Genomic DNA, 13,077 nt, shown 5'->3' on the forward strand with positions numbered 1-13,077 from the left:
TATGTCGGTAGAACTGCTGGTTAACGTTACCCCCTCCGAAACCCGGGTCGCTCTGGTCGAAAACGGTCTGCTGCAGGAAGTGCATGTAGAACGTCAGGCCAAACGCGGCATCGTGGGCAATATCTACAAAGGCAAGATCAGCCGGGTACTCCCGGGTATGCAGGCGGCCTTCGTCGATATCGGCATGGACAAGGCAGCTTTTTTGCACGCCTCTGATATCGTCCCTCACACCGAGTGTGTGGCGGTGAAGGAGAAGGAGCAGTTCCAGGTCGGTAACATCGCCGAGCTGGTGCGTCAGGGGCAGGACATCATGGTGCAGGTGGTGAAAGATCCGCTGGGTACCAAGGGTGCCCGTCTCACTACCGATATCACCCTGCCATCCCGCTATCTGGTCTTTATGCCTGGCAGTGCCCACGTCGGTGTCTCCCAACGTATCGAGTCCGAAGCAGAGCGAGAGCGTCTCAAGCGTACCGTGGCCGGTTATGTGGATGAACTGGGCGGCTACATCATCCGCACCGCCGCCGAAGGGGTGGGGGAGCAGGAGCTGGAGCAGGATGCCGCCTTCCTGAAGCGTCTGTGGCGCAAGATCCTCGAGCGCAAGCAGAAGTATCCACCCTGCAAGATCCTCTACGAGGATCCCAGTCTGGCCTTTCGGGTGGTGCGCGACTTCGTCGGTGCCGAGCTCGACAAGATCCGCGTTGATTCCCGCCAGAGCTTCGATCAGCTCAAGCGCTTCACCGAAGAGTACGTGCCGGAGCTGGCCAGCAAGCTGGAGTACTACCCCGGCGAGTCGCCCATCTTCGATCTTTACGACGTGGAGAACGAGATCCAGCGGGCGCTGGAGCGCAAGGTGGAGCTGAAATCCGGCGGCTACCTCATCATCGACCAGACCGAAGCCATGACCACGGTGGATATCAACACCGGCGCCTTTGTCGGCCATCGCAATCTGGAAGAGACCATCTTCAATACCAACGTCGAGGCGACGGCGGCCATCGCCCGTCACCTGCGCCTGCGCAACCTTGGCGGCATCATCATCATCGACTTCATCGATATGCAGTCCGAGGATCACCGCCGTCGGGTACTGCACAGTCTGGAGCAGGCGCTGTCAAAGGATCGTGCCAAGACCAACGTCAACGGCTTCTCCCAGCTCGGTCTGGTGGAGATGACCCGCAAGCGCACCCGCGAGAGTCTGGAGCATGTACTCTGCTCCGAGTGCCCCGAGTGCAAGGGGCGCGGCCGGGTCAAGACGGTGGAGTCGGTCTGCTTCGAGATCCTGCGGGAGATCATCCGGGTCAATCGTGCCTACGATGCGGATCAGTTCACCGTCTACGCGGCCCCGGCCGTGGCCGACTACCTCCATGGCGAGGAGTCCCACAGTCTGGCGGAGCTGGAAGTGTTCATCGGCAAGCAGGTGCGGGTAGTGAGCGAACCCCTCTGTGGTCAGGAACAGTTCGACGTGGTGATGATGTAATTGGTCTATCGCTGGCTGAGTCGGGGCTGGTTGGCCCTGGGGGTCCTGTTCGTACTGATGGCCATGCTGGTCACCTTGGTACGGGTCGGGGGCCCTTTGCTGAATCAATACCGGGAGAGTCTGATCCACACTCTGCTGGGCGATTCACAACTCAAGGTCAGCGTGGAGCAAGTGGGGCTGGACTGGACACAGTCCGGGCCCGCCCTCGAACTGCAGCAACTCGCCATCGCCCCGGATTCGGGGCGTTTTGCCGTACAGCTCGGCAAAGCCTGGGTGCATCTCGACTTCTGGCGCACCATTAACGAGCTCAAGCCGGTGTTTGGCGAGCTGATCCTGAGCGATGGCGATATCACCATCGACTTGCGCCAACCGGCTGACGAGAGCCCCTCCGGCGATCCCCAGCAGGGCGCCCTGCTGCGCTTTCTGCTGACCCAGCTCTCCACCTTCGATGTGCACAACACCCGCCTCAGCGTCACCACCTCCCTCGGTGATCTGCGCGCCCTCGACATCGCCCAACTGCGCTGGCAGAACCGTGGCAAGCGCCATCAGGGGGTCGGCAAGGCTTACCTCATCAACGGGGTGGGCGAGAGCACCATCGATCTGATTCTGGATGTGGACGCCCCGACTGCCCGGCTCGATCGCCTCAAGGGGCAACTCTATCTGGGGGCCCGCCAGCTCGATATCACCCCGACCCTGGCCAAGATCCATGCGGGCGAACCCAAGGTTGCCGGTCAGCTCGACTTCCAGCTCTGGAGCGAGTTTGACAGCGGCAAGCTGGGCAATACCCTGCTGGCGTTTGGCAACAACTACCTGATCTGGAAGGATCCCAAGAAAGGGGAGATGCACCGTTTCGGCCTCGATGGTGGCAAGATCCAGCTGCGCCGGGATGGCACCGACTGGCAACTGGCCAGCCACAACGTCAACTTCAAGCTGGACGGCAAACCCTGGTTGCAGAGCCGCTTGCAGCTGGAGCGGATCGGGGATCGGGTGCAGGGCTATCTGCCCAGCATAGAGTTCGACAAGATCACCCAGATCAGTCAGCTGGTCTCGGCGCTCTACCCCACACTCTGCGAGACCCTGCGCCAGACCAATCCGCAGGGTTCGGTGCAGGATCTGACGCTGCTGGCCAATGCCGACTGGCAGGATCTCTCCCTCAGTGGCCGCTTCAGCAAGGTGCGTCTCAAGGCGTGGCAGGATATACCCGGGATGCAGGATCTCAACGGCGAGTTCTGGCTTACCCCGACCGGCGGTAGTGCCAGATTGGCGCTGGCGAACGACAAGGTTGATCCCGCACGTCACTTCAAGATGCCGATCCCGGTCGACAGCTTCTCGGCCCGCCTCGACTGGTGGCGCGAGGAACAGGGCTGGGTGCTCTACGGGCAGGATATCGCGCTGGATAACCCGGATCTGACTCTGGCCAGCCGTTTCCGCCTCGATCTGTTCGAGCACCCTTTCCTCGCCCTGACCGGCCGCATCGATGTGAAGAATGCGGGCCATGCGGATCGCTACTTCCCGCTGCAGGCGATGGACAAGGGGCTGGTGGATTACCTGAGCGGCGCCATCAAGGGGGGCAAGGCCAAGGGGGCCGACCTGCTCTGGTATGGCGAGTTCAGGGACTTTCCCTACGACAACGGCAAGGGCATCTTCCAGGTGGCGGTGCCGCTGGAGCAGGCCACCTACGAGTTCTTCCCCGGTTGGCAACCGCTCACCGACCTGCAGATCGATCTCTTGTTCCAGAATGCCGGTCTCGATATGCGCAGCCGCTCCACCAAACTCGGCAAGGCGAGCTCCGACTCGGTGCATGCCTGGATCCCGGATCTATCCCCCGGCGCCCATCTCTATGTGGATGCCAAGGTGCAGGGGGAGGGCAAGGCCATCAGCGACTATCTGCAGGATTCCCCGCTGGGTAGTTCGGTAGGTCAGGCGCTGCGGGAGATCGAGATCCGCGGCCCGATGGCCGGTTCGGTCAAGCTCGATATTCCTCTCGATGGCGAGAGTGAGGTGAAGGCGAGCGGCGATGCCACCTTCAGCAACAACAAGGTGCGGGTCGCCAGTCTGGATCTGCCGCTGGAGAAGGTGCAGGGGCGGCTCGAATATGACAACGAGCAGACCCGCTTCAGCAATCTCAAGGCGAGCCTGTGGAACCAGCCGCTGACCCTCGACTATCAGGGGCGCCAGCATCCGGATCACTATCAGGTCGACCTCGATTTCAAGGGGCAGTGGGATAGTCGCCGCCAACCCGCCGCCATCTCTTCATTCGGCATTCTCAACGGCCGCAGTAACTGGGGCGGCAAGCTTGGGTTGACCCTGCCCGACAGCAAGCCGTTCAGCTTCCAGCTGGCGCTCGACTCCAACCTGCAGGGGATGGCGCTGGATCTGCCGCTGCCGCTGGCCAAGAGCAGTGCCAGTCGACTGCCGCTCAAGGTGATCGCCCGTGGCCGGGATGGCAGCGCCGACATTCGCGCCGTACTGGGGGCTGATGTGGATATGCAGACCCGACTGGTCTACGGCGAAGGGGTGCCTTATCTCAGCCGGGTGCGGGTCGATGTGGGTCAGCCGGGCGCCCGGGTAATGCGCGATGCTCCCATGCTGCTTGCCATCAACCAGCAGGAGGCCGATGTGGGCGGCTGGCTGGCGCGACTCAAGCAGTGGCTGCCAGCGCAGAACCAGACCGGCAATGCGGTGGTCGGCCCCGCCTTCCTGCCGCAGGAGTGGTGGGTGGATGGGCAACTGGCTCGCGCCTATATCGGCAGTGCCACCCTCAAGGCGGCGCGTTTCACCGTGGGGCCGACCAATCAGGCGACCGAAGTGATGATCGACAGCCCCGACGTGATGGGGGTGATCCGCCTGCCCGCAGTGGCCAATCGCCCGGTGGATGCCAAGTTTGCCCGCATCTACTGGTCCGGCAAGAGTTCGGATCTCAGCCCGGATCCCGATGCCAAGCAGGACAACGCCATCATGGCATCCATCCCCTGGTTGAAGGTTAGCTGTGTCGATTGCCGCTTTGGCGAGCTGCCGCTTGGTGAAGTGAAAGGGGAGCTGGTGCCCGGCGCCAACAAGGTGACCCTCAAGGGGCTGGATGTGCGGCTGGCGGGGAGTCAGCTCACCGGCAGCGTCGACTGGCTGGCCGATGGCAACCGGATGGAGACCCGCGCTCGTGGCAAGCTGACCAGCAACAACAGCGAGCTGCTGCTCAAGCGGCTCGGCTACACCTCGCCCATCGGCGATGCCCCCGGCTCCCTCGCTTTTGATCTGAACTGGCAGGATGTGCCCTATCGTCCGAACCTGCCGACTCTGGGGGGAAGTGCCAACTATCAGCTGGAGGGCGGCACCCTGCGCGAGGTCAACGACAAGGGGGCGCGGCTGCTCTCCCTGCTCAGTCTCGACTCCCTGCTGCGCAAGCTGCGGCTCGATTTTCGCGATGTGTTCGACAAGGGCTTCTACTTCGAATCCATGTCCGCCTCTGCCACCATCAAGCAGGGGCAGGTCAGCAACGATGATTTCTATATGAAGGGGGCGGCAGGCAACCTGCGCGGCGAGGGGATCGCCGATCTGGTGCGCTGGCAGCTCGACTACGAGCTGAGCTTCTCCCCCAATCTGGGGGGCACCCTGCCGGTGGTGGCGGCCTTCTCCATCACGCCGGTCACGGGGCTCTATGTGCTGGCCCTCTCCAAACTGCTGGAGCCGGTGGTGGATGTGGTGACCCGCATCGATTTTCGCATCTCGGGCCCGCTCGACGCACCCAAGCTGATCGAGGCGGGACGAGATCGCGCGCGCATCAAGCTCAACCAGCAGCAGAAAGAGGCGGTTGACGCCGTTGCCCCCGGCCTGCCGACCCAAGAGGTGACCCCTTTCCTGCTGAGCCCCAAACACGCGGGGCCCGCTCAGCGCTGAACGAGCGGCCCGGCACCATCACAAGGAGTGAGCCATGATCCGACATATCCTGCTGATCGCCTTCAAGCCGGGCACCCAGCCTGCCCGGATAGACGCGGTGCGTACCGCCTTTCTCGCCATTCCCCATCAGGTCAGCGGCGTGACCGCTGTGGAGTGGGGTCGGGATGACAGCCCGGAGGGGCGAGCCGAGGGGTTTACCCACAGCGTGCTGATGACCTTCGCCGACGAAGCGGCCCGCCAGCGCTATCTGCCCCATCCTGATCACGATGCCCTCAAGGCCATCTTCCGTCCGGTGCTGGAGCGCATCATAGTGCTGGATTACACCCTGCAGGCGGGGGATCGGGTTGTGTCAGAGGGGCCGTTATGATGGTGGATGAGCACTGGGCTGCCATCCCGCCACTGCAGCGCGCACTGCTGGAGTCGGTTATGAAACATGGCGCAGCCCATCCTGCGATTGATGCCGGGGTAGTAGTTGGGTCGCTCGCCAAGGGCAAGGCAGACCGGGTATCCGATGTCGATCTCTTGCTGCTGGCCGAGCCCGGCTTCCATAAGCAGGGAGACGAACTGGTGCGCACCATTGTGGGGGATCGGCCCATCTTTCACTGCTGGCAAGGAAGACATGAAGAGGTCTGTTCATACTGGCGCTTCATATTTCTCGACATGTCCAGCATCGAGGTCCACATCCTTGATCGGGGGGCTGAGTTCCCCCTTGCCAAACCTTATTTGCCACTGTTCGATAAAACTTCCTCCCTTGATGCGCTTGAGGTATCTGGCACTGCCCCAAGCCATTGGGACTTTCCTGCCTATATGGCCGAAGGAGATGGTCTGGTTTGGGAGTTGTTCGATTGCCTCAAATGGGCGGAGCGGGGGCAGCGGGGATTGGTCCGGCATCATCTTCGCAAGCTGCTGGCCGAGATGGATAAAGACCCGAATATTGTGGATCGCGATTAATACGGACAAGGAGAACGTCATGTGGTTAGCCGCAATACAGCTGGTATCTGGCCGTCACTGGCAGGATAACCGGGAGCAGACCGCCGCTGAACTGGCGGCCTTGCCCAAAGAGCGGCCACTGCTGGTGCTGCTGCCGGAGAACTTTGCCCTGTTTGGCGAACGGCAGGGTTATCTGGATGGGGCCGAGGCCATAGGTGAGGGCCCGATCCAGCGGCAACTGGCTGAATGGGCCCGTGATTATGGCATCTGGCTGGTGGCCGGGGCTATGCCGACCACCATCGCAGATTCCGACCATATCCATACCAGCTCGCTGGTGTTTAACCCAAGCGGTGAGCTCAGGGGCCACTACCACAAGATCCACCTGTTCGACGTGGATGTGGCGGACAATCACGGTCGCTATCGGGAGTCGGAGACCTTCAGCCCCGGCAAGGAGCCTGTGCTGGTGGACTCTCCCTTTGGTCCCCTCGGCCTCTCGATCTGTTATGATCTGCGCTTTCCCGAGCTCTACCGCCAGTTGGCCGGTGCCGGTGCCCGAGTGCTGCTGGTGCCTGCCGCCTTTACCGCCGTGACCGGCGAGGCGCACTGGGAGCCGCTGCTGCGGGCCCGCGCCATCGAAAACCAGTGCTACGTAGTCGCTGCCAATCAGGGCGGCACTCACGAGACAGGGCGCCAGACCTGGGGCCACAGCATGGTGATCGATCCTTGGGGCCGGGTGCTGGCGAGCAAAGAGTCCGGGCGCGGTACCGTGCTGGCGAAGATGGAGCCCGGGCTTATCGACGAATTGAAACGCACCATGCCAGTGCTGCAACACGCCCGTTTGCTCTGATGGTGTGGTAAAAAATTGAAACGCAGCCGTTTGCCCGTGCTGGAGCATGCCCGTTTGTTGTGATGGTGTGGCTTGTTGCCAACCCGTCGGCAAGACGATTTAAAACAGCTCGTTACGAGAGTGGAGAAGAAGATTGAGTCTATTGAGCCAGGTTAGTGCCTCCCTGTTGGCCCCGAACGATCTCGACGAAGGGCGCCTGCAGCAGCTGCTCGGCAGCCTGATGAGCCATCAGGTGGAGTTCGGCGATCTCTATTTCCAGCGCAGCTGGCACGAGTCCTGGATGCTGGAAGATGGCATCGTCAAGGATGGCAGCTACAACATCGATCAGGGGGTCGGGGTGCGCGCCGTCAGCGGCGAGAAGACCGGCTTCGCCTACTCGGACGAGCTGAGCCTGCTGGCGCTGCAACAGTCGGTGACCGCCGCTCGCGGCATAGCCGCTGCCGGTGCTCACGGCAAGGTGAAGGCGTGGGCCAGAACCTCCGCAAACCTGCTCTATCCGGCCATGGATCCGCTGCAAACCCTCGACAAGCACCAGAAGATCGCCCTGCTGGAGCAGATGGACAATTTCGCCAGAAGTCTGGACCCCGCCATCAATCAGGTGATGGCCTCCATCAGCGGCGTCTACGAAGAGGTGCTGGTGGCCGCGACCGACGGCACCCTGGCCGCCGATGTGCGTCCGCTGGTGCGTCTGTCGGTGACCGTGATCGCCGAGAAGGGCGATCGCCGCGAGCGTGGCAGTGCCGGTGGCGGCGGGCGCTTTGGTTACGACTGGTTCCTCGAACTGGACGGGCTGGAGAGCCGCGCCTTTGGCTATGTGCGTGAAGCGGTGCGTCAGGCGCTGGTCAATCTGGAAGCCATCGACGCGCCAGCCGGCACCATGCCGGTGGTGTTGGGCTCCGGCTGGCCTGGCGTGCTGCTGCACGAGGCGGTAGGTCATGGTCTGGAGGGGGATTTCAATCGCAAGGGATCTTCCGCATTTGCTGGTCGCATCGGCGAGCAGGTGGCTTCCAAGCACTGTACCATCGTCGATGATGGCACCCTGCCGGGTCGGCGCGGCTCCGTCTCCATTGATGACGAGGGGACACCGGGTGGCTACAACGTGTTGATCGAGAACGGTATCCTCAAGGGGTATCTGCAAGACAAGCAGAACGCCCGCCTGATGGGGGTGCCGCTTACCGGCAACGGTCGCCGCGAATCCTACGCCGCCATGCCGATGCCGCGCATGACCAACACCTACATGCTGGCGGGTCAGTACGATCCGGCGGAGATCATCGCCTCGGTGAAGAAGGGCATTTATGCCCCCAACTTCGGCGGCGGTCAGGTGGACATCACCTCCGGCAAGTTTGTCTTCTCCGCCTCCGAGGCTTACCTCATCGAGGATGGCAAGATCACCGCTCCCATCAAGGGCGCGACCCTGATCGGCAACGGCCCCGAAGCGATGAGCCAGGTCTCCATGGTGGGTAGCGATCTTGCGCTGGATCGCGGGGTCGGCATCTGCGGCAAGGAGGGGCAGAGCGTGCCGGTCGGTGTCGGCCAGCCCACCCTCAAACTGGACCAGCTCACCGTGGGTGGCACTTCGTAGGTTTGGGATAGCCGCGCAGCAGCGTAACCCGACGCATTCAAACCCCGGCTCTTGCCGGGGTTTTGCTATTCAGGGAACCACAGGCAACAAAAAGCCCCGGTCGTTGGACCGGGGCTGGCGGGTTATTCGGTATCAGTTGACGGATATGGCGCGAGCGTCGATGAAATAGCGAGCGTTACCCTGTTTGTCGATCTGGATTTTGGCAACCAGCTGCTCTTGATCTTTATATTCCCAGCGTTGCTCGATCTTGGCGAGGGATGGGCTCGCAATCCCAACCACGTTCAGGTACTCGTGAAACAGGCTATGGCTCCCTATTTCGGTCAGCATCTTGTCCATCTGCATACTCTCCTGAAGTTGAGTGGGTATTCATCAACAAACCTATCAGCGTCCATCTGAATACAGTCTGTATGAAAAACAAACTAACTCATTTGTGTGTCAATAACATGATCAGGAACAAGATCAGTGCAGATCGTCAGGGACTTTTTGATACCGTTTTCAATCAGAGCTGGCGGGCTTTTGCGGCAACTGATCAAACGTGCCGGAAGCCTTTGGTAGCGCCGGTGCGGTTTGCACGGTCTGGCCGCCGTGGAATACCGGATCCTGTGCCACTTCCTTGATGCCGTTGATGCAAAACTGCATACCCATGCAGACCAGCAGGAAGCCCATGATGCGGGTCATGGCGTCGATACCGGTGGCGCCCAGGATCTTGCAGACCGGATCCGCCAGCTTCAATACCCCCCAGCTGATCAGGCTCATCAGGGCAAACGCTGTTACCACACCGGCGTAGATGGTGAGGCGGTTGTACTCGTCAGGCAGCTCGGCAATCTGGGCTGCCCCGCTTATTACCAGCGCCATGGTGCCCGGCCCGCACATGCTGGGCATGGTGAGCGGTACGAAGGCAATGCTCTGGTTTATATCGACCCCGCTCTGCTGACTGGGGGCGGGGAACAGCATGCGAAAACCGATAAAGCCGATGATGAGGCCACCGGCCAGGCGCAAGCCCGGAATGGAGATCCCGAACAGATCCAGGATCGAGGATCCGATAAAGAAGGTGATGCAGAGGGTGCAGAACAGATAGATGGCGGCCAGATTGACCTGACGGCGCACGTGTTCGCGCGACATCCCCTTGCTCAGTCCCAGCAGCAGGGTGGCCGTGGTGGGCGGGTTGACCATGGGCAGCAGCGCCAGCAAGGTGAGTAATACGACCTGAAAGAACATCTTGAGCCTCGGATAAAGAGTTGGACGTCATGGGGCAACGCGGGTGGCAGGCCCCAGAGGGAGGCTATCTTATGCTGGCGAAACTGAACATAAGCAGTACAAAAAAGCCCCGGCATCTGCCGGGGCTTGTTGTTCGGGTCAGGCCGCTTGCGGTGCCTGCTGTTGCCGGATGGCCCGTTGCTGGAACCAGAGCCAGAGACCGATGGCGAAACCCAGCACCGACAGGCTCACCACATAGTGGGAGGGGGCCAGCATGTCGCTCTTCATCCAGAGGGTCACCGCCATCGGGGTGAGGCCGCCGAAGATGGCGTAGGCCACGTTGTAGGAGAACGACAGACCGGAGAAACGCACCACCGGCGGGAAGGCGTTGACCATCACGTAAGGCACGGCGCCGACAATCCCGACCGCAAAGCCTGCCAGCATGTAGAGCGGTACCAGCTGGCTCGTACTGGCCGCCAGACCGTGATAGAAGGCGTAGCTGGAGCCCGCCAGCAGCAGGGAGCCGAACATGAAGGTGAGACCGCTGCCCAGCAGGTCGATCAGTCGACCATAGACGATGCAGCCGAGGGTCAGGGCCACGATCGCCAGCGAGTTGGCGGTCAGGGCGTCGGCCGGGCTGATGCCATAGACCTTCTGCAGATAGGTGGGGGTCATCAGGATCACCACCACGATCCCTGCGGAGAGCAGCCAGGTGAGCAGCATGGAGACCATCACGCTGCTCTTGTGGTTGCGCAGTACCGACTTGAGGGGGAGCTCATCAGCCAGGGTCTTGTTGGCTTTCATCTCGGCGAAGACCGGGGTCTCGTGCAACCAGCGACGCAGGTACATGGCGACGATGCCGAAGATACCGCCCAGCAGGAAGGGCACTCGCCAGCCCCAGTCACTCACTTCGGCTGGTGTCAGGCTCTTGTTGACCGCAGTGGCGATGAGGGAGCCAAGCAGGATGCCGGCCGTCAATCCCGCCGTGAGCGTGCCGCAGGCGACCCCGACCCGACGGGCAGGGACGTGCTCGGCGACAAACACCCAGGCGCCCGGCACTTCACCGCCGATGGCGGCGCCTTGCAGGATCCGCAGGCCCAGCAGGGCGATGGGGGCGCCGATGCCGAGCACCGCATAGGTGGGCAGCAGACCGATCAACAGGGTTGGCAGCGCCATCATGATGATGCTGAGGGTGAACATCCGCTTGCGACCGATGAGATCGCCAAAGTGGGCCATGATGATGCCGCCAAGCGGTCGGGCCAGATAACCGGCGGCGAAGATGCCGAAGGTCTGGAACTGGCGCAGCCACTCGGGAATATCGGCCGGGAAGAACAGCTCGCCGATGACCACGGCGAAGAAGACGAAGATGATGAAGTCGTAAAACTCCAGCGCGCCGCCGAGGGCAGCCAGACTCAGGGTTTTGTAATCCTGTCGATTGAGGGGGCGGGCGTGATCATGTTGTTGTGTGGTCGTGGTCATATCCGTATGTTTCCCATCGGTTTTTTTAGTTATTGTCACCCCGTGCAAGGGGCATATACAGGTGATCGAGAGTATGCTGCCTGCCTCTTGTGTGTAAATCGCGCAATTCGCAACACTGTCTTGCATCTTTTTGGGGCAATCCGAGTGCCCCGCTGGCGGAGGAATGATGGAAAAGAAACGGGTATTGCTCTCCTGGAGCAGCGGCAAGGATTGCGCATGGGCACTGCATCAGTTGCGGCAAGATCCCGCCATCGAAGTGGTGGGGCTATTTACCACCCTCAATCAGGCATTCGAGCGGGTGGCGATGCACGGGGTGCGCAAGCAGCTGTTGACCGAACAGGCCGCCTGCGTCGGGCTGCCCCTCATCACCATCGATCTGCCCTGGCCCTGCAGCAACGAGGATTACGCCCGCATCATGACCGGCTTTATCGCCGATGTGGTGGCACAGGGGATCCGCCATATGGCTTTTGGCGACTTGTTCCTCGAGGATGTGCGAGCCTACCGTGAAAAGCAGCTGGCAGGTACCGGCATCGAACCACTGTTCCCGCTGTGGGGCAGCAATACCCGTGAACTGGCGCCGCAGATGGTGGCCGCTGGGTTGAAGGCGAGGATCAGTGCTCTCGACCCGAACAAGCTGGATGCCAGCCTGGGGGGGCACGATTTTGACGAGGCACTGCTGGCGGCGCTGCCGGAGGGGGTCGATCCGTGCGGCGAGAACGGCGAGTTTCACACCCTGGCCTATGATGGCCCCATGTTCTCCCGCCCGCTTGGCATTCGGGTCGGCGAGACAGTGCTGCGCGATGGCTTTGTCTTTACCGATCTGCTGCCAATCGAAGATTAATTATCGGGCGTCAAATGCTCCCTTTTGCTGGAGCATTCACAGATTTGAGAGGCGGGATGGGGGCACTATTGGCCCCCTCTTTTGATTCAAGATGACAACCTGCCTTATGAAACACGTCTCTCGTCCGGCGCTGCTTGCCTCCTTGCTGGCTGCCGCCCTCTCTCTGCCTGCAGTCGCGGGTCAAGCCGCTACCGTTCAGCCTATCCCTGCCGGTGTCACCACCGTCACCTTGGCCCAGCAGGCGCCGATCCACTGGGTGTCAGTGGAGCAGATTGCCAAGAGTCTGGATGGCCTGCCCCCGATGGCAGTCGGCTTCGACATCGACGATACCCTGCTCTTCTCCAGCCCGGGTTTTTATCGCGGCAAGCAGGAGTTCTCCCCCAACGACGAGAGCTACCTGAAGAACCCTGCCTTCTGGGAGAAGATGAACAATGGCTGGGATGCGTTCAGCATGCCGAAAGAGGTGGGCAAGGCGCTCATCGCCATGCATCTCAAGCGCGGAGACCACATCTATTTCGTCACCGGCCGCTCGGCCACCAAGACCGAAACTGTGAGCCAGACCTTGCAGCAGACCATGAATATTCCGGCCGACCAGCTCAATCCGGTGATCTTCGCCGGTGATCAGCCGGGCCAGAACACCAAGGTGCAGTGGCTCAAGGATAAGCAGATGAAGCTCTTCTACGGCGATGCCGATGGGGATATCAAGGCAGCGCAGGAGGTCGGCATTCGCGGCATTCGTCTGCTGCGGGCCGCCAACTCCAGCTATCGGCCACTGCCGTTGGCAGGGGCGCTGGGGGAAGAGGTGGTCATCAACTCCCAGTTCTGATCCGGAGCGG

General features: G+C 61.5%; 11 protein-coding genes. 8 read left to right on the top strand and 3 right to left on the bottom strand.

The genetic code is table 11. The features are described 5' to 3' along the window. Nucleotide 1 precedes the first annotated feature (1 nt). The 6 genes from rng to tldD all read left to right on the top strand — a co-directional run bounded on the left by rng (nt 2) and on the right by tldD (nt 8,724). Entirely contained in the window at nt 2-1,471 is a 1,470-nt protein-coding gene (rng, locus tag AB5Y90_RS16480; protein WP_005340056.1) for a ribonuclease G, read from the top strand. Further along, nucleotides 1,472-5,365 (top strand): YhdP family protein, encoded by a 3,894-nt coding sequence (locus AB5Y90_RS16485; protein WP_307895661.1) that lies wholly within the window; start codon nt 1,472-1,474, stop codon nt 5,363-5,365. It begins immediately after the preceding gene. A gap of 34 nt (nt 5,366-5,399) precedes the next feature. Further along, nucleotides 5,400-5,732 carry a Dabb family protein gene (locus AB5Y90_RS16490; RefSeq protein WP_158110912.1) on the top strand — a complete coding sequence of 111 codons (333 nt, stop codon included), beginning with the start codon at nt 5,400-5,402 and terminating at the stop codon, nt 5,730-5,732. Continuing rightward, nucleotides 5,729-6,316 (top strand): nucleotidyltransferase domain-containing protein, encoded by a 588-nt coding sequence (locus AB5Y90_RS16495; RefSeq protein ID WP_307895660.1) that lies wholly within the window; start codon nt 5,729-5,731, stop codon nt 6,314-6,316. Before AB5Y90_RS16490 ends, AB5Y90_RS16495 begins: the two co-directional genes overlap by 4 nt. A 19-nt stretch (nt 6,317-6,335) precedes the next feature. Then, complete coding sequence (locus AB5Y90_RS16500; RefSeq protein ID WP_139440796.1) at nt 6,336-7,142, top strand: carbon-nitrogen hydrolase family protein; 807 nt, start codon at nt 6,336-6,338, stop codon at nt 7,140-7,142. A 133-nt stretch (nt 7,143-7,275) separates the two neighbouring features. Beyond that, nucleotides 7,276-8,724: a metalloprotease TldD gene (gene tldD / locus AB5Y90_RS16505; protein ID WP_307895659.1), complete on the top strand. Its 1,449-nt coding sequence runs from the start codon at nt 7,276-7,278 to the stop codon at nt 8,722-8,724. A 132-nt stretch (nt 8,725-8,856) separates the two neighbouring features. On the opposite strand, the gene AB5Y90_RS16510 is transcribed toward tldD, so the two are convergent. From AB5Y90_RS16510 to AB5Y90_RS16520, 3 genes are all read right to left on the bottom strand, one after another. After that, nucleotides 8,857-9,060: a hypothetical protein gene (locus AB5Y90_RS16510; protein WP_005340062.1), complete on the bottom strand. Its 204-nt coding sequence runs from the start codon at nt 9,058-9,060 to the stop codon at nt 8,857-8,859. 159 nt (nt 9,061-9,219) lie between these two features. Next, nucleotides 9,220-9,942, bottom strand: a complete 723-nt coding sequence (locus AB5Y90_RS16515) for a MarC family NAAT transporter (RefSeq protein WP_307895657.1) — start codon at nt 9,940-9,942, stop codon at nt 9,220-9,222. Between the two features lie 138 nt (nt 9,943-10,080). Beyond that, nucleotides 10,081-11,400 (bottom strand): MFS transporter, encoded by a 1,320-nt coding sequence (locus AB5Y90_RS16520; protein ID WP_265783906.1) that lies wholly within the window; start codon nt 11,398-11,400, stop codon nt 10,081-10,083. A 166-nt stretch (nt 11,401-11,566) separates the two neighbouring features. On the opposite strand from AB5Y90_RS16520, the gene AB5Y90_RS16525 reads away from it, so the two are divergent. Both AB5Y90_RS16525 and aphA read left to right on the top strand, forming a co-directional pair. Next, on the top strand, nt 11,567-12,241 hold the full coding sequence (locus AB5Y90_RS16525) for an ATPase (RefSeq protein WP_019446503.1): 675 nt from the start codon (nt 11,567-11,569) through the stop codon (nt 12,239-12,241). Between the two features lie 106 nt (nt 12,242-12,347). Further along, nucleotides 12,348-13,067, top strand: a complete 720-nt coding sequence (gene aphA, locus AB5Y90_RS16530) for an acid phosphatase AphA (protein ID WP_139425957.1) — start codon at nt 12,348-12,350, stop codon at nt 13,065-13,067. The last annotated feature ends 10 nt before the right edge of the window (nt 13,068-13,077 follow it).

This window comes from Aeromonas sp. R4-1, from assembly GCF_040908325.1.
Lineage (GTDB): Bacteria > Pseudomonadota > Gammaproteobacteria > Enterobacterales > Aeromonadaceae > Aeromonas > Aeromonas veronii.